The sequence below is a fragment of the Clostridium sp. MCC353 genome, from assembly GCF_018785315.1.
In the GTDB taxonomy this organism is placed as follows: Bacteria; Bacillota; Clostridia; order Lachnospirales; family Lachnospiraceae; genus CHH4-2.
In genome coordinates this window covers 65,856-82,678 of record NZ_WQPN01000134.1, presented here as the reverse complement: position 1 = coordinate 82,678, position 16,823 = coordinate 65,856, and the positions used below count along the sequence as shown (strand labels likewise).

Here is a 16,823-nt window from a genome sequence, read left to right as displayed (position 1 = left end):
CCCGTCACTCTGTGGCTGCTCCCGTTCCTTCTGCCGCGGCCTCTTTTTCATATACAAGGCCGTTGGTATCAGAAGCGCCGACAGTGGTTTCATAATAGGTGATCAGCACGTTGGCGCTGATCGTCTCTGATTTGGACATTCCTCCTGATTTTCCCCTGCCGGAGCTGGCAGAGAGATCCAAATCCTTTATAATGCAGCGGAACTGGCTCTCAGCCATCTTATCCAGTATATTCCTCACCGTTTCATAGGATCCGGCCTGAAAGGCGATGGAAATATCCCGCCTAACAATGGTGCCGGAAACCCTGGCCTCGGAAAAGCTGAGATCATATGAAATGGCTCCGTCCAGCGCCTGGTACAGTTCCCGCATCTCATCTTTCAGGTTATTATAAGGTTTTATTTCCCCTTGGGATACCTGATCCGCATTCTCCATCTCGTCCAGCATTTTTTTCTTCCTGGAGGCTCTCATAAGCTGGGCGCTCAGTTCATCCTCCACAGGAATCTGCTGGCTCACACAACTGGCGATCTCCTCCTTTACAGGAGCTGCCACAACCAGATAATAAAAAATCCCCAGAAACAAAACGCTCATGAACATGAGCAGGATAGTCTCACGCAGCGTGAATTTACGATTCAGCATCTACCGGTTCCCTCCTGTCAATGTTATAGTTAAATCTGCGGACACGCTCTGCAGGGGCTGGACTTCCTCATCCTCATCCCGTTTTTCCGTACTGGCAGTGGAAACGGAAATATACTGCACCAGCGGACTGGCTTCTAACTCCGCCACGATGGAGGAAACCTGGTAGAGAGGAAGTTCTGTGATCACCATACGGCATACATTTCCACGAATACTGATGCTCTCAATATCGGCCTGGTTCATCACACAGGTTTCAAACAGGTTCATCACTTCCATCCTGTCCTGAAGCACCGCCTCGTCCTCATCCAGATAATCACTGAAAAACCGGCTGTAGCGCTCTCTCACCTCATTATAATCCTTGTTATACTGTACATATCCGCCAAGTTCCGACTGAACCTGTTCCAATGACGCCTGGGCGGCATACATCCTCTCCAAAGGCATCATGACGCCGAACTTTACAAAAACCGCCAGAACTGCCAGGAAGACGCAGAATACAGGGATTGCCCTGGTGGGGCTGCTTATCGTCTTTTCATGGATGATCAGGTTTACCGTCGTTTTTGAAGGATATTCATTCTTCCTGATTCCTATCATACCCTTTATGTTCCTCCCATTTTATCAGTCTATTGGTACGTAATGCCCGCCGCCGCAGGGCTGATGTACGCTTCCCTTGGAATATTTCCCAGCACCGTAAAAAGTTCCGATACTGGCCTGACTTCCAAAGAAAGGTGGGCGGAAACCGCTTCTGTCAGCGGGGTGATCAAAGCTCCGCCGCCGCAGTAATATACCCTGTCCAGCCGGCTGTCAGGATTATTAAAGCTGTAAAAGTTCACAGCCCGCATGATCTCAACACCGATCGCTTCATAAATATCCCTGCAGTCTTCCAGATTCCAGATATCTTTATAATTTTCCATCACATAGGACTGGGCAATATGCTGATCCACATTTTGTACGGCGGCAACCGTCTGAATCAGGTGGGCGCATCCATAGTCGATTTCACGGGTTACCTCAAACCGGTGGTTTGTGAATATATGAAGTTTGGTGGAATGATACCCAAAATCCACGAAACCGTATTCTCTGGGTTCGTTTATCTCTTCCACAGCCTCATGCTCCCGTATCAGGTTTGAGTACGCAAATACCTCCGGAGCCGCGATCTCCAGCTTAAAACCGGCCTGCCGTATCATGGTTTCATAGTCTGAGATCACATCCTTAGGCGCCGCTGCCGCCATCAAATCCATGGCAACGGGTTTCCGGTTTTCATCATACTGCATTTCCAGGACACAGTAATCAAATACATACCGTTCCTTTCTATCGTTGATGAAATCATGAAATTCATAGGGAAGGTTTAATTTTAAATGATCAACGTTCATAGCCGGCATAGTCAGCCTGCGCGCAAACGCAATGTTGTCCGGCAGCACGATGGCACAGCTTTTATCTGAAAACTTATACTTTTTCGCCATATCTTTCAAAAAGCCGCTCATGGCCTCCATGGAAACGATCTTTCCATTGTTGACATAGTTATCCGGCAGCGGTTCAATCGCCGCCCTGCAGAGGCAGTTATTGCAGCACTGGGTCATTTTCACCTGTTTGGAACCGATCTCGATCCCTGTATATTTTTTGGAAATACTTTTTATCATAGATCAATCTTCCTTCACTGCTATTCTTAAAAAAGGCTTATATACCAGCCCGTTATCCGGCTTCCCACCAGCACACACAGGATGGAGGAAAGGCCGATGGCCGGGCCAAAAGGGATCAGGCCGTCTGCTATGCGTCCTGCCGCTGTTCCTTTCTCCCCCCGCCTTTTAAACGCCGCCTTTAAAACCGCCGCCAGTATCAGGCCCAGCAGACAGCTCAGGATCAGGTTGAGCAGATTCACAGCAAACCCAAGATACAAGCCTGTAATGAAAAAGAGTTTTATATCCGCGCCGCCCAGGGATTCCCGTCCCAACATGCGGTCAAACACCAGGGAAATACAAAGCAGGCCGCCTGCAATCAAAAAACCGCCCGCCAGGCTGTCTGCCAGATACCGGACCATTTGATCCGCATGAAACGGAAGGAAAAGGCACCACCACAAAAATGATGCCGCCTGAAAGCGGTTGGGTATCTCATAGCTTTCCAGATCCACCAGCCCCTCCGCCAGAAGCAGAAAAGAAAATCCCATATAATATAGGTATTGAAAGGAAACATCGAACCGGAACAAAACAGCCAGGGATACGCAGGCCATGAAGAGTTCGACGGCCGGATAGCGCAGAGAAATCTTCTCTTTACAATACCTGCATTTTCCCCCAAGAAGCGCCCAGCTTAATACAGGGACCAAATCCCAGGCTCTCAGCACGTGGCCGCACCGGATGCAGTGGCTCAAACCGCGCGTTATCTTTTCTTTATGAACCGTCCTCCAGGCGAGACAGTTAACAAAACTGCCGCCCACCGCGCCTATCACCGCGGCCATCACCGCCAAATAAGCGGTTAACCATCCATCTATATCAAGCATTCTGATCCTCCATGCCGGAGCGGCTTTTGGCGTAGGAACGCGCTGAGAACTTCAGATTCTCAGCTGCGATTCAAATTTGTGGCTCCGACACAAATTCGGGTGTGAAAGATAAGCCTTCAGGATTATTTTTCACACTATTTTCCCTTCACCCATGACAAAGTGATTTGACTGCCGTCATACTGCACTTTGATTACCATGGCGCCTTTTTTTCCTTCGTATTGTTTTTCCCGTATGGTCATAACAGTACTCTCATTATATCCCTTCGGCAGTTCTCCCACAATGGAATTGGATCTATGGTCAAAATACCCGGTACTCAATCCGTCTTTTATGTGGGTACAGCTCTCTTTTCCATTGCAGTCTTTCACAATACAGTCGCTTCCTGCCATATTGAGCATGGCTGCCCGCTCCGCAGTGAGAACCAGATGATTGTCGCTGCCGGTTCGCATGGAGTCCCTGTAGTGGAGGAGGGACAGGATTATGGTTGCTGCCGCTATTATCGCAAAAACTGCTATGCAGATCGTTTCTATGGCGGAAATTCCGCGTTTTGAACATATTTTTTGGCGTATCATATTCACTGCTTTTGCATTCATTGGGTCACCTGCCTGTATTGTTGAGAATAGCAGTCGTTTGATTCTCTGAAGGAAACCGCTTGGACAGCGGCGCCCTGCAGAAAAACAAAAATGGTAGGGGGGCGAAGCCGCAACCCATCGGCTTCGCGTAAATTATAGAAATTATAATTATTCTTTTACCCAACTCATCTCAATCTTTATATCTGAGTCGCCGGTCTCCCCTGTAATATTGATTTTTATAGCACAATCCTTAGCAACAGTAGTCTCTGTATAGTTTAAATAACTCGTACCGCCTTTGATCGCTGTACCTTGGCCATAAGCTGTCGGTATATCACCAGTTACAATTGTTCCAGCCTCAGCATCATAATATATATCCGCTGTAAGATCTCCTATTTCTCCATTCAAATATGCTGCAACTGCCGCTGCTTTAGCTGCTCTCATATTTGCAATATCTGTCGCTTCTCTCGATTTTTCCAACTTACTATTAAAGACAGGAACTGATATAGCCACCAACACCGCGATAATCGCCACAACAATCAGCAATTCCGCCAGCGTAAACCCTTTTTTATTCAATCTTTCTTTTAATCTTCTCATCTTATTTCAAATCCTCCTAAGGCATTTATTCAAAGGCTATGGGTTGTTATAGCCTGTAGAACCACATTTCTCATATGTAACCCCATCTCTAACTCAAACCCCTATTTCTCATACTCTTTACATGAGATCATACATGGTAAAGATGGGCAGATAAACCGAAATTACAATAAATCCGGCCACAATAGCCATCAACACCAGGATCGTAGGCTCCAGCTTCGAAATGGCTTTCTGCGTCGCGTGTTCCGCTTCGTTATCAAAATAACTACCGATGGTCTTGAGAGTTTCTTCCAGCTCTCCCGTCTCCTCACCGATTGCGCACATCTCATTGAGCGTCCTGGGATAGCAGTTTCTCTCCCGCATACAATTGCCCAAACGCCGCCCCTCTTCCAGCCCGGTCACCATCTTTGCAGTCTCCATGGCCAGCATATAATTATCCAGGGTCTTTGCAGTCACTTCCAACGCCTGGGGCACCGAAAGCCCCGCGGCTAAAAGAGTGGACATCGTATTGGCATACTGGCCCGATGCATTCAAAAGGCCGATGTTCCCAAAAACCGGGATTTTCAGCTTCAGACGGTTCCATCGGATACGCCCCTCGTCCGTCCGTATGGCTGCGAGAAACAAAATGACAGACACAGCCATAACCATCAATATAATTAATATATTCTCTTTAAAAAAGTTTGACACATTGATGAGCAGCTGGGTCGGCGCAGGCATTTCTCCGCCCAAATCCCGGAAAATACTGGTCATAGTGGGGATGACTTTAACCATAATAACCATCATCACCACAATCGCTACGCATACCACAAACAGAGGATAGCTCAGAGCCGCTGATATTTTCTGGTTTGTTTTATACTGCTTTTCATAATAAATGCTCAAATTCTTGAATACCTGCTCCACAGTGCCGGACTGTTCTCCTGAACGCACCGTCTCAATAAATGTGGACGGAAACGCTTCCTTATCCACATTTTCAAAACTGTCCGCCATACTGTGCCCTGCGGCCACGTCTTTTGCCACCTCTGTTAAAAACCTGCGCAGCTTCTTATCCGAGGTCTGGTCCGCTATCAGTTCCACGCACTTAGCCGCCGGCATACCGGCAGTCAAAATAATGGCAAACTGGGAGCACATGACCGACAGCGCCTTTAAATTCACCTTCCTGGAGCCGATCTCCTTTGTAAGGATACCGCTTTTTTCTTCCACAGGCGTAATCTTTGTCACCAGACGGCAGGTTTCCTTTATCCGGGCGACGGCCGCGTATTCGTCATACGCCTCAATAATTCCGCTGACAGGCGCTCCGTCTTTGGAGATAGCCTTATACTTATATGTAACCAATGGGCATCACCAACCTTTTCTTTGGGCTATTACCCGACAATAAATTTCTTAATATACTCCTGATCCCTGGCCGCCATCCTGGCCGTTTTGGCTGAAATCACCTGTTCCTTCCAAAGGCGGATCAGAGCGTTGTCCATGGTTATGCTTCCGTCATAAGCCGACGTTGCCATGGAATTTACCAGTTGGGGCGTTCTTCCCTCCCGGATCAGATTGCGGACAGCCGGGGTGACCATCAACAGTTCACAGGCCGCCACACGGCCTTTTCCTATTTTTCTCACCAAAAGCTGCTGCGCCAGCACCGCCTGAAGGCAGGTGGATAACTGCATCCGTACCTGGTTCTGGAAATCAGCCGGAAATACATTGACCATTCTGTCAATGGAATCCGCCGCCGAATTGGTATGCAGCGTGGAAAATACCAGATGGCCGGTTTCCGCTGCCGTAAGGGCGGTCGCTATGGTTTCCCTGTCCCGCATCTCCCCAATGAGGATCACATCCGGATCCTCCCTCAAAACAGCGCGAAGGCCGTCCGAATAACTCCTGGTGTCCCTGCCTATTTCTCTCTGGTTGATGATACATTGTTCCGGTGTATAAATATATTCCACCGGATCCTCCAGCGTTATAATATGCGCCTCCCTGGTGCGGTTGATCGTATCCAGAATTGCCGCCAGAGTGGTGGACTTTCCCGATCCCGTCTCCCCTGTCACCAGGACGATTCCATGCTGTAATTCAGGAAAAGACATCACCGCAGGCGGAAGTCCCAGACTGTCCAGCCTTGGGATGCAGCCCTTTAGAAGCCTCAGCGCAGCCGATATATGGCCCTGCTGCCGGAACAGGTTCATGCGGATTCTGATTCCGTCACAGGTATCCGCCAAATCCAGTTCCCCTATCTCTCTCACCATTTCGTAATGATCTCCTGCCAGCTCCTTTGCGTATGCCTCACAGTCCTCATCCGTAAGCGCCGTATCGTCCAGATTCATCAGCCGTCCGTTCTTACGGCATTTTGGCGGCAGCCCCGCCACCAGATGAATATCCGAGCAGCCCTCTCCATCTGCTTTGTGTATCATTTCATTTATAGTCACAACCGGTCTCCTTACTCCATTGAATTGATGGTGCGCTTTGCCTCTTCAACTGTTGTCACCCCTTCCAGAACCAGGCGGCGGCAGTTATCGCGGATGGATACGAAATCAGGGCCTTCCGCTGCCTTCAAAAGATTCGTTTTACTGTCATTTTCCGCTATGCAGCGTCTGGTTTCCCGGTTCATGAGCAGGATTTCGAAAACACCCGTTCTGCCCCGGTATCCGGTATCAAAACAATGGGGACAGCCCTTGCCTTTATAAAAAGTTATTCCATCAGCAGGCTCCATATTCAAAACCTCCAGCTCTTCCACCGTCGGCGTATAAGCCGTCCTGCAGTTTGGACAGATACGGCGCACCAGACGCTGGGAAATAATTCCGTTTACCGCGCTGGCAATCAGATAGGGTTCCACGCCGATATCCTTCAGACGGTCTATGGTGGACAAGGCGTCATTGGTATGTATGGTAGACAGCACCAAATGACCGGTAATCGCCGCTCTCATGGCTATCTCGGCCGTCTCACCGTCACGAATCTCTCCCACCGCTATAATATCCGGGTCCTGTCTGAGTATGGAGCGCAGCCCATTGGCAAAGGTCATGCCCACCTTTTCATTGATCTGAACCTGGTTGATTCCGGAAATATTATATTCCACAGGATCCTCCAGGGTGACTAAATTAACTTCTTCCTGATTCAGCTCACCGATCATGGTATACATGGTGGAGGATTTACCGCTCCCTGTAGGTCCTACGATCAGAACCACTCCGCTGTGGTTGGAAATCAGCTTCATATATTTTTCCAGATCCGGCCCTGTAAGCCCGATCCCGCTCTTGCTGAGCAGGGACGCGGACTTATTCAAAAGACGGATTACCACCTTTTCCCCATAAATAGTGGGCAGCGTAGAAATACGCAGATCGATATCTTCACTCTTAATACGCACATTCGCGCGCCCATCCTGTGGAATCCTATGCTCTGCTATATTCATTCTGCCCATTACCTTTATGCGGGATATGACCGATGCCTGTAAATCTTTAGGCACATTTAAAATCCGGTGAAGCATTCCGTCAATCCTCATCCGGACCGTCAAATCTTCCTCTCTGGGTTCTATATGTATGTCGCTGACCCGTTCGGTAACAGCCCTCTCAATTATGGAATTAACAAGCCTGACCGTCGGAGCGCTGATGGTATCCTCTTCCCCGATGACCATGGGTCCTGCGCTTCCGTCCTGTGTATCCTGCTGGGCGCCGGCCTGCTGTTTCATTTCTTCAATTGCCTTCGCCACGCCCTCGTTGCCATATAGGTTAAGGATGGCCCTGTCTACGCCGTTTGAGGTGGAAATCATCGGGATAACCCGTTTCCTTGAGGCTGTTTTAACCTCTTCCTGGGCCATGAAATTCATGGGATCTTTCATAGCCAGATACAATCTGTCCTTTTCCACCCGGACAGGAACCACTCCATGTTTGCGCGCAATATTCTTTGGTACAAATGAGGACATCTGAGGATCAATATCGATCTTGGATAAATCGACAAACTCTATGCCAAGCTGCATCTGAAGCGCCTCTATCAGCTGATTTTCCGTAATAAAACCATGATTGATCAGCAGTGTACCAAGCCTCTCTTTTGTCTCCTTCTGAAGGGCGAGCGCCTCCTCAAGCTGGCTGTCACTGATCAGCCCCACTGACTGCAGCAGGTCTCCCAATCTCTTATATGCCACGGCTTTCTCCTTTTTCCCGTCTTATTAAACCGTCTGAATTGTATGCAGTAAACCGGTTAATTACACAAACTTCTTAATATTTTCTTACAATCCAGTATATCAAATCAAAATTTAATTATCAACCAACAACGCTGTTTGTAACCAATTACGTATATTTATGAAAAAAAAGACCGGAATCAATGGACTTTCCACTGCTTCCGGTCTTCTCCCCGATTTTTACTTTTTTAACTCCACAGCTGCTGCCATGACCAATAAGAAAACAAACCATACAGCCAGCAAAACCATAAACATTTTCAACCCAAACAGTATATGGCGGAACCAGGCCCCAAACAAGCCGCGAAAAAAATGCCCCAGAACCGGAGTTTTTAACTCCGCCCTCTGCTGCTCTTTCACAGCATTCTTTATGTATTTCTTTGCCTCTTTAAACTGCTGAGACGACTGAAATGCCCCAGCCGGAATCATAAAGAATAACATATTTCTGCCAATATCAGCTGAAAAGAATATGTTTTTTCCCACCGTTAAGACCTTCCGGAAATCCCCATAGTTGGCAGAACAATTGAGTTCCGGCTGTTCATCGTTGTAAAACCAGACATATCTGGGCGTCAGGGAACAATGAAAGGTGATCACACCATTTGCGAGCCGGTTATCCTTTTGCAGAATTCGCCGGTAATAGAAAATCCACAGCAGCACCAACACAAAGCTGTATATGATCAATAAAATCATTAAATTCCTCATCGTTGCCGGCGGAACATCCGCTATTGCATTCCATACAATATAAATGGCAATAAAAACCGAAAGCAAAATCTGCGCCAGCAGACTGGCCGTACAATATGCGGCAAATGCGCAGCTTTTTCTCTGTCCTTTTTTTGTCAATTGAAAAATAAGATTCATCTTTCCCCTTTATCCAATCCCTTTTATATTATATTTAACTGTTAAAAAACTCCATATCACCTTTTGAAACAGATTCAATCCTATACCATCCGCTCTCGATCACCATAGCCGACAGCTTTCCGCCAAACACACATCCCGTATCAAGGCATATACTTCCGCTTTCAGGAAGGCCGTACCTTGTTCCCTGAGAAATTACGGCTGGACTCCCCGATTCATTCCGGTAAATGACTTCTTTTCCAGGAGTATGTCCATATACCAGCAGCTTTCCTCCATACGGTTCCCCACATGCAATCCCTCTGTCCCATAAAAATACATCCCTTTCCGTATGTTCCGGGCCGCCGCAGGAAATGCCGGCATGTACACAGATCAAGTCATCATTTTCCCAATACAAAGGCAGATTTCTTAAATAACCGGTATATTTCTGTATTCTGCTCCCCGCTTTGTAAAAACTCTTTCTCGTTTTCCCTCCGCCGTTGCTGTTCCAAAGGCCCCTTTCCCCGCTGTCAGCCGCATCAACCGCCAAATCCTCATGATTGCCCATCAGGCAAACAAAACGTTCCCCCATGGCCGAATTCAGTTCCAATGCCTTCATAAGAACCTGATAAGACTCCGGCCCTCTGTCCATAAGATCTCCCAGCAGAATCAGCCTGTCGGACAAAATGCTTAACTCCACTTTATTTAACAGCGCGGTAAACTCATGGTAACATCCATGGATATCTCCGATTATGATCGTCCTCATATATAGTTTCACCCCTCTTTATCATAAGCTGATAAAATAGAAACATCTGCTGAAATGACAGCGGCCGCTTGATGGTGCTGTATCACAAACTCTTATAATCATTAGTATAAATTCTTAAACCGGCCTAACGGCTGCCTTCCTCAGTGAATAAAAGAAGGGCGTAATACTTGAGAGGTTCCTTTTCCTTCATTCCCCTCAAATACCCGACATACTCTTCTTCTGTCATTTCATTTTTCCAGGTATAGCTGATATTGTAAATACGCTGGGCGTTAATAATGCTCTCATGACTGCCCGCCGTTTCCTGCCACTCCAAGGATTTTGGCAAAGGGTTACGCACAATCCAGTCTCCAAGAATGCTCACAATCACATCTTTGATATCCATATACCCATTTTCAATATTCGTCTCACATTGTCCGCAGTTTACCAGTAATTCCGTTATATTTTGGCACTCATACCCCGCTTTAATGGATGATTTACCTTTTTTCGCTGATTCTACAGGCAGTTTATTGAATAACTGTTTCCATTTATTCAGATATTGCTTCTTAAATTCGGAAAATCCTGCTTTTTTCAGCTTCAGACAATAAAAATACTGTCTTTCATAATCCGTCAGCCCCTCAAACTGAGACCCCGGCTTCTCATAATCTCCGAAATAGGACCGGATGGCGCTGCAATAAAGAACGGCAAATAATTCCGGCATGAGTTCATCCGCTTCAAATTTATTATGGGATGACCAGTTTCTGAAATTACGGACAGCCTGGTGGTAACACCTGATATTCGGATATTTATCCAGGCTCTGAATTTTGGCGCTTTCTTCATGGAACATGGCAGCCACCTGCATCGCCTGGTAGTAAAGCCTGTATGTATTGGACGGTTTTGATACCGGAAAGAGCATTTGAATCCGGTCCAGCATATTGCAGATGCTTTCCGGGCTGATCTTCGTCTCCTCTTTACCATACAGTGAATTGAAGAGTATGATATCCTTCCCCGATCTCAATTCCTCTTTCCAATATTCGCAGGACTGGAAAACCAGCCTTCTTATTTGATAATAGGAATCCTGATAGAATTTATCAATCCATGCTCTCCCTTCCATCCTAATCGTTCTTTTTTCAAATATAATCCCCTGATCCGGGTCTATATGTGCGCTCTTTAAAAATTCAATCGGTTCAAACGTACTGTTTCCGGTCAAAATGAGCATTCTGTCGTTGGGATAACCGCAGTTCAGAAGGAATAGATACAGATACATTCCGGCTTTTACTTCGAACTCCCTCCACTTCCCCCCGCCTTTTGAATCTGTCTTTTGGCGGTCATATTCCCGGACAAAAACCTTTCTGGATTTCAGTCTTTCATTTATTTCATCAAACTCCATAGAATCCATTCCCTGGCGCATATTGATATCAAAAACGATTAAATCAAACTGGTTCCGCTCCTCTTCTATCCACTTTAGTGCTTTGAGATAATTCTTTTCCAATACCACATTGCACCCATGTTCAAAAAACAGCTCTTCTTTCCGTTCCTTATCCGCCTGGGATTCGCCGCCTGGACTGGCTTCGCATTCCAAAAAATTAGATTCAAACCCGCTGTCATTATCATCACAGTCATCGATCCACAGTATATTTTTATACGTCATTCCCGATTTCTCCTTCCATCCTTCGTTGAACGCCCCTGTTTTACTCAAACAGGGCGTTTCCCAACCGGATTTTTGTCGTAAACAGATCCTCATCTGATTCCGTCACGATCGCATCACCTTTCAAACCTCCGGCCTCATTGATGATCTCTATGGCGTCCGCCTCCGCCTCTAAACCAAATCCCCCTTCTTTGCTTTTTGCACTATTTTTATCGATATGGTTTTGGGCTGTTATTAAAAAACAACCGTCGTCTTCCGTAAATTCGACGGAAGCGCCCTTTTCTTTATCGGCATATTTAAAAATGTTAATGATCAGTTCCGTTAAAACACCGGTAATCAGCAGAGCGGCGTAAGATTCATCTTCAAATGCCAATGAGTTCCATCTCTCCGACACCCGGACCGTCAATGGAAACAGATTTTTATTAAACCAGGAAATGATATCACCATTTTCCGAGAACAAAATGTTTTCTTCAAAACTGTTGCGAATCCCAATCAGATCATAATCAGTAAATTTCTCCCTGATTCGTTTCGCGCCGGGACCGCCGTCATGCACCAGAGTGACCATGCATCTGGTCATCGCGTCATGCATCAATTTATCCACGCCGACTCCATCCAGCCCATCAGGGCAGATTGACGCTCTGATCTTATCCTGTAATTCTGATTTTCTATCTTCAAAACGCAGTTTCAACATCTCGATATCCTTTGTCAGGTTCTTTTTTACGCTGTATTCATAGAGTATTTTTCTGCCGTAGTTCTTCAGCTCTGTATCGTCTTTTTTTAACAGAGATGTGGCAACGTTGTAGAGGGATGTGGCCCGCATTCCCATGTAGGTGTGGGAGAATTGGTTCACTACTTTTTTTCTCTCGGCAATGGCCTTTTCCCGTTCAGCCTCACTCCTCTTTAGTCGGCTCCTTTCCGACAGCATGATACTCATGACCTGATCCATTCCATCGGCAGGCAAATAATGAGGTAAAAACAACGCTCTCGAAATATCTTCCCTCAACTCCGTAAAATTTGAGAAAATCTTTTCTGTCCCTAATTCGGCCAAAAAGCTCTGCTTGCTTATAAACTTTATATATGGAATACCTAAACCAAATTCAGAGAATAATTCCGGATGTATTGTACGGAATTCTCCATCCTTCACCTCTCCTTTAAATGTGCTTGGACGCTCTATCCCATAGGCAATGTTTACTAATTCTTTATCCAGAACTGCTTCATATGCATCCACCGATGTGTCTTCACCTTCCGTATCCAAGTAGCTGCGGACAGCGATGATACACTTATACATATTTGCAAATTGATATTTGGGTTCAATCTGCAATAATTCATCTAAAAAAGACACTGCTGTATTCAAATCTTCATCTGCTGCATTCTTTAAATATACGATAATTTGTTTTACAAATGGTTTTACTACATCCCATTTCTCATCGATCTCTGAAACTACAGTATCAAGATATTCCTTTTTGCCGGTCTCTGAATATTTATTTAGTATTTCATCATTCAGAACGATTTTTAAACTGCTGAAATATGATAAAAGGCAGGCCAGTATCATCTTTTCTTCCACTTGTACATACCTGCCCAGCGTTTCATCCTCCCAGCTGAGCTGTATTTGATTGACGTTAAAAATCCCCAATCGGTCAAACAGGCCACAGTTGTAATACAAATTAAGGGTGCAGCCCACGGCCATTGCCACTTCATCGTTACTTTTGTTTTCCTTACAAAAATCATTCAGCAGAGTAACCATGCGGGCCTTAGCGCATTCTGCAAGATATCCATCCACTTCCGGCATTCGGAAATCTCTTATATAGTCGCCCTTTTCCTCATTCTGTTTTTCAGGAACACCCTCTGCATTTTTCGGAATCTCTTCCCAATTGCTGTATATTTTTCCAAAACTATAAAAACTGTTCCCCCATATCCCTGCGCCATTCACTAATGAATGCAATTCATTGCTTATCTTATACAGCAGTTCTATAACCTGATCCATCTCTATCCCCTCCTTCTGGCATTTGAGTATGTTTCCATGCCGGAAAACTTTAATATGTTTCCATTGATATCACAATCAAAAAAACGGTTCATATTAAAAACTTCGATCTTCTTCATCCCTTACCACCTTTCAAGCCAACAAGCATTTTCCATCCCCGGTCCATGGAAACAAGATACCTGCTCTGCCCCAAAGGCAAAGCAGGCGCTTATTATTCGCAGAGACAGCCTCCCGTCAGTGCGCAGACCACTTTTAACGGACAACACAGACATTTTACTTCCATAGATACCACCTTTCAGCCATATCCTCTTCTTGTTACAGCTTCACCTCATCAATCCCCTGTAATTCGGACCTCGTATCTAATCCCAAAACAGTCCTGCGATCGATCCGATGGCCCCTCCAATGGTCGCTCCCAGCCCGGAAGTCACCGGGCCGCCCAATGCTCCGATGGCTGCGCCGATACTTCCGCCTGCAGCGGCTCCTGTCGCTCCGCCTGTTAAAACATCTCCACACTTGTCCTTAAAATCTGACATACACATTACCTCCATTTTCAAATTCTTCCGACTGTAAATAATAGATACCTGATACGAAAACCGTATCATATTGGCCGTTATCGGGGATCTATTATTCCCAATGCCTCTTTCAGGCCTTTCACCAGCACGCCTGAGAAATTCAAGTTTTGCTTTTTGGCCAGATCATCCAGCCATTTGGGTATGGTCAACGTCTTCTTCACATAGACCACTTTTTGTGTATATCTGAAATAGGGCATCCATAAATGAACATATATCAGTTTCTCGCCTTCATCCAACGGTATCCGGCTTTCTTCTAAGGGGGGCGGATTCCCAATTCCTGCATCTTCATTGCTGGTAATGCAGAGCGCAAGCACTTCCTGAGCTGCCCTGACGGCATCTTCCTCTGTGTCCGCCTGTGTCATATGTTCCGGAAAGTTTGGAAAAGTTATTAATAATGTACCATCTTCATCCTTGTGGATTTTTATTGGGTATACATAATTTTCTTTCATATTGTCCTCCGTCTGAACCATTGCGTTAAATCGGCTTTATTTCTTTAAAATCCAAATGAATAAATAGTTTCGCCATTCCAGCACGTATCTTAATACGTGTTCTATATTTTAAATAATACCACGTGTTTCAATACGTGTCAACACCTTTTTTATATTTTTTCTATTGACTAAAACCAATCCCTTTTTTATACTTAAAGAAATTAGTTTCATATCTTCGAAGCGATCAAACATTATGTCACTGTTGACTTTGCTTCATAAAGGAGATTCATATGAATACTAATTTTAGAAAAATCGAGAAAACGATTGTTGCTGACGGCTGGGCTTTGGATCGTATTAACGGTTCGCATTACCTCTACAAAAAAGAGGGCTTCTCGCCCATCGTGATTCCCAATCATAAAGGCAGGGATTTGTCCATCGGCGTGACTAAAAATCTCGAAAGTATCACTGGGTTATCTCTTCGGAGGTAACCTTTTTTGTTTTGCCTTCCAGTAACCCGTCTGTTATATGCGCAAAAAAACGCCCATTTCTGAGCGTTTTCTTCTATTCCATATGTTCTCTTCCTCTGTCTAACTCTAAGGAAAAAGCTAAAATACCGCAGTCTGTTTATCAATCAGCCGGCAGTTTCCACATTCACTTATTTGCGCTTCAGCACAAACACATAGCTTCCTTCTTTCAAGGAAATTTCAAATACATCTACAACAGCAAACCCATTTTCCACGCTCATCTTCCTCACATATTCCCCATTGCGGGAGTATAAAACCATGATCCCGTCCGGTTTAAGAAAATGCCCTGCTGACGCAAAAAATGATTGATACAGGCTCTTAATCTCTTCTTCCGTCTTTCTCCCAATGCTAAACGGCAGATCGGTGATGATTTCATCAAATAAATACTCATGTTTAAATTCGAAGAAATCCCGGTTAATGTAATGGATAATCTGCCCTGCCGCCTCCGTATTTTTCCTGGACTTTAAAATGGCCTCTTCCTGGATGTCCACGCCGTACATGGTATTGGCCTTAACCGCTTTATGGCGTTCAATCAGCATGGTGCCCACCCCGCAGAACGGATCCAGCACTTGTGCGTCCTCTTTTCTGTATTTTTCTGTCAGCTTCACGGCCAGGGCAGCATTTACTGCTTTTATGCTGGTTGGAACCACCTCTTTCCTGTAGGAAAAGCGACGATCCTTCAAGGTATATAATTTCAGCAGAATGTTAAAGCCGCCTTCCTTGTTCTCGATCAAACGGATCTCAAACTCATAATTAGAGGTGGTGTTGATCAGTTTGCGGTCCGATAATCTTTCAATTTGGGAAGACAGTTTTTTCGCAAATGCGCTTCTTTTATCCAGTTCCATCCTGCTTTTTAACTCCACCCGGAAATAAAATGGCAGTCCGCCGTTATGATTCCGGGCCAGAAAATCAAGAAGCTGGGATTTAACAATGATTTCAGCCGCCTGGCCGGCATCCATGGGACAGGTTCTCATCCCCTTCACCACAAACAATAGATCCTGGTAAGTCCTTATCTTGTCCATCCAGTCCAGCCCAGTTACCCGGGCCATAATGCCTGCATTAAAGATCTTTGCTTTGGCTTCCGGCTCTAAATCCAGCAGTTCTTTCATCGTGACTTCAGGAAAATTCCGGTTGGTCAGCAAAATGATATCATAAACGTCCTCACTGCCCGTGAATACATGGCTTTTAACTCCCTCTATAGTCAAAATCATGGAGGAAAGCTGGCGTATTTCTTCCGTAATATGCTTTAAATTCTCCGGCGGGGCCTCCACCTCTGACAATTCATTAAGACGGCCCTTAAAGTATTCCAGATAGTTCCTATAATCAAAATTCTTTATGGCTATCAAATACGAACTCTTCACAAACATCTGCTGTTCTGCCCTGTATGCCTGAAAAAGCGGTTCTAAATATTCCTTTTTCCCCAGCTCTCCCATCAATAAAGCGGCGTTCTTACGGACTTTGGCATCCTCATCCTGCAAAAGCCCGATAAGGCGCTCTTCTGCCCCTGCCATACAGGAAACCGCCTGTTCCCTTCCTCTTGCCCCTTTCAGTTCCTGGCGCAGCCTGCTCAAATTCTGTCTTGTGTCCTGGTTATTTACTATCTGATCCCAAATTTCTTTTATCATAGTTCTCCTTTTGTAAATTTTGATTTCAGATAAGTATACTATA

General features: G+C 45.6%; 17 protein-coding genes. 1 reads left to right on the top strand and 16 read right to left on the bottom strand.

What is annotated here, in order from left to right; genetic code table 11:
- Positions 1–4 precede the first annotated feature (4 nt).
- The 15 genes from GPL15_RS22150 to GPL15_RS22080 all read right to left on the bottom strand — a co-directional run bounded on the left by GPL15_RS22150 (position 5) and on the right by GPL15_RS22080 (position 14,652).
- Positions 5–634 carry a hypothetical protein gene (locus GPL15_RS22150; protein WP_215700846.1) on the bottom strand — a complete coding sequence of 210 codons (630 nt, stop codon included), beginning with the start codon at positions 632–634 and terminating at the stop codon, positions 5–7.
- Positions 635–1,222 carry a hypothetical protein gene (locus GPL15_RS22145; RefSeq protein WP_215700845.1) on the bottom strand — a complete coding sequence of 196 codons (588 nt, stop codon included), beginning with the start codon at positions 1,220–1,222 and terminating at the stop codon, positions 635–637.
- Between the two features lie 29 nt (positions 1,223–1,251).
- Positions 1,252–2,265, bottom strand: coding sequence for a pilus assembly protein PilM (gene pilM / locus GPL15_RS22140; protein WP_215700844.1), 1,014 nt, complete (start codon positions 2,263–2,265; stop codon positions 1,252–1,254).
- 26 nt (positions 2,266–2,291) lie between these two features.
- Positions 2,292–3,119, bottom strand: a complete 828-nt coding sequence (locus tag GPL15_RS22135; protein ID WP_215700843.1) for an A24 family peptidase — start codon at positions 3,117–3,119, stop codon at positions 2,292–2,294.
- 134 nt (positions 3,120–3,253) lie between these two features.
- Positions 3,254–3,709 carry a hypothetical protein gene (locus GPL15_RS22130; protein ID WP_215700842.1) on the bottom strand — a complete coding sequence of 152 codons (456 nt, stop codon included), beginning with the start codon at positions 3,707–3,709 and terminating at the stop codon, positions 3,254–3,256.
- A 147-nt stretch (positions 3,710–3,856) separates the two neighbouring features.
- A complete protein-coding gene (locus GPL15_RS22125) occupies positions 3,857–4,282 on the bottom strand; it encodes a prepilin-type N-terminal cleavage/methylation domain-containing protein (protein WP_215700841.1) in 426 nt (141 codons plus the stop codon).
- A 117-nt stretch (positions 4,283–4,399) separates the two neighbouring features.
- A complete protein-coding gene (locus GPL15_RS22120) occupies positions 4,400–5,611 on the bottom strand; it encodes a type II secretion system F family protein (RefSeq protein WP_215700840.1) in 1,212 nt (403 codons plus the stop codon).
- Positions 5,612–5,640: 29 nt separating this feature from the next.
- Positions 5,641–6,690 (bottom strand): PilT/PilU family type 4a pilus ATPase, encoded by a 1,050-nt coding sequence (locus tag GPL15_RS22115; RefSeq protein ID WP_215700839.1) that lies wholly within the window; start codon positions 6,688–6,690, stop codon positions 5,641–5,643.
- An 11-nt stretch (positions 6,691–6,701) separates the two neighbouring features.
- On the bottom strand, positions 6,702–8,396 hold the full coding sequence (locus GPL15_RS22110) for a GspE/PulE family protein (protein ID WP_215700838.1): 1,695 nt from the start codon (positions 8,394–8,396) through the stop codon (positions 6,702–6,704).
- A 216-nt stretch (positions 8,397–8,612) separates the two neighbouring features.
- The gene (locus GPL15_RS22105) at positions 8,613–9,287 is read right to left on the bottom strand and encodes a hypothetical protein (RefSeq protein WP_215700837.1); all 675 of its coding nucleotides are present in this window, start codon (positions 9,285–9,287) and stop codon (positions 8,613–8,615) included.
- Positions 9,288–9,321: 34 nt separating this feature from the next.
- The gene (locus GPL15_RS22100) at positions 9,322–10,026 is read right to left on the bottom strand and encodes a metallophosphoesterase family protein (RefSeq protein WP_215700836.1); all 705 of its coding nucleotides are present in this window, start codon (positions 10,024–10,026) and stop codon (positions 9,322–9,324) included.
- Positions 10,027–10,150: 124 nt separating this feature from the next.
- A complete protein-coding gene (locus tag GPL15_RS22095) occupies positions 10,151–11,653 on the bottom strand; it encodes a hypothetical protein (RefSeq protein ID WP_215700835.1) in 1,503 nt (500 codons plus the stop codon).
- 40 nt (positions 11,654–11,693) lie between these two features.
- A complete protein-coding gene (locus tag GPL15_RS22090) occupies positions 11,694–13,634 on the bottom strand; it encodes a hypothetical protein (protein ID WP_215700834.1) in 1,941 nt (646 codons plus the stop codon).
- Positions 13,635–13,990: 356 nt separating this feature from the next.
- Positions 13,991–14,164 (bottom strand): hypothetical protein, encoded by a 174-nt coding sequence (locus tag GPL15_RS22085; RefSeq protein WP_215700833.1) that lies wholly within the window; start codon positions 14,162–14,164, stop codon positions 13,991–13,993.
- A 77-nt stretch (positions 14,165–14,241) separates the two neighbouring features.
- Positions 14,242–14,652: a type II toxin-antitoxin system HicB family antitoxin gene (locus GPL15_RS22080; RefSeq protein WP_215700832.1), complete on the bottom strand. Its 411-nt coding sequence runs from the start codon at positions 14,650–14,652 to the stop codon at positions 14,242–14,244.
- A gap of 269 nt (positions 14,653–14,921) precedes the next feature.
- On the opposite strand from GPL15_RS22080, the gene GPL15_RS22075 reads away from it, so the two are divergent.
- On the top strand, positions 14,922–15,119 hold the full coding sequence (locus tag GPL15_RS22075) for a type II toxin-antitoxin system HicA family toxin (protein WP_215700831.1): 198 nt from the start codon (positions 14,922–14,924) through the stop codon (positions 15,117–15,119).
- A 167-nt stretch (positions 15,120–15,286) separates the two neighbouring features.
- On the opposite strand, the gene GPL15_RS22070 is transcribed toward GPL15_RS22075, so the two are convergent.
- The gene (locus GPL15_RS22070) at positions 15,287–16,780 is read right to left on the bottom strand and encodes a methyltransferase (RefSeq protein ID WP_215700830.1); all 1,494 of its coding nucleotides are present in this window, start codon (positions 16,778–16,780) and stop codon (positions 15,287–15,289) included.
- Positions 16,781–16,823 lie beyond the last annotated feature (43 nt).

Excerpts from the sequence above, each read along its gene's own strand:
- GPL15_RS22085 (WP_215700833.1), bottom strand. The coding sequence starts at position 14,164 with ATGTCAGATTTTAAGGACAAGTGTGGAGATGTTTTAACAGGCGGAGCG.
- GPL15_RS22100 (WP_215700836.1), bottom strand. The coding sequence starts at position 10,026 with ATGAGGACGATCATAATCGGAGATATCCATGGATGTTACCATGAGTTT.
- GPL15_RS22090 (WP_215700834.1), bottom strand. The coding sequence starts at position 13,634 with ATGGATCAGGTTATAGAACTGCTGTATAAGATAAGCAATGAATTGCAT.
- GPL15_RS22145 (WP_215700845.1), bottom strand. The coding sequence starts at position 1,222 with ATGATAGGAATCAGGAAGAATGAATATCCTTCAAAAACGACGGTAAAC.
- GPL15_RS22130 (WP_215700842.1), bottom strand. The coding sequence starts at position 3,709 with ATGAATGCAAAAGCAGTGAATATGATACGCCAAAAAATATGTTCAAAA.
- GPL15_RS22150 (WP_215700846.1), bottom strand. The coding sequence starts at position 634 with ATGCTGAATCGTAAATTCACGCTGCGTGAGACTATCCTGCTCATGTTC.
- GPL15_RS22135 (WP_215700843.1), bottom strand. The coding sequence starts at position 3,119 with ATGCTTGATATAGATGGATGGTTAACCGCTTATTTGGCGGTGATGGCC.
- GPL15_RS22125 (WP_215700841.1), bottom strand. The coding sequence starts at position 4,282 with ATGAGAAGATTAAAAGAAAGATTGAATAAAAAAGGGTTTACGCTGGCG.
- GPL15_RS22080 (WP_215700832.1), bottom strand. The coding sequence starts at position 14,652 with ATGAAAGAAAATTATGTATACCCAATAAAAATCCACAAGGATGAAGAT.
- GPL15_RS22070 (WP_215700830.1), bottom strand. The coding sequence starts at position 16,780 with ATGATAAAAGAAATTTGGGATCAGATAGTAAATAACCAGGACACAAGA.
- pilM (WP_215700844.1), bottom strand. The coding sequence starts at position 2,265 with ATGATAAAAAGTATTTCCAAAAAATATACAGGGATCGAGATCGGTTCC.
- GPL15_RS22095 (WP_215700835.1), bottom strand. The coding sequence starts at position 11,653 with ATGACGTATAAAAATATACTGTGGATCGATGACTGTGATGATAATGAC.
- GPL15_RS22075 (WP_215700831.1), top strand. The coding sequence starts at position 14,922 with ATGAATACTAATTTTAGAAAAATCGAGAAAACGATTGTTGCTGACGGC.
- GPL15_RS22105 (WP_215700837.1), bottom strand. The coding sequence starts at position 9,287 with ATGAATCTTATTTTTCAATTGACAAAAAAAGGACAGAGAAAAAGCTGC.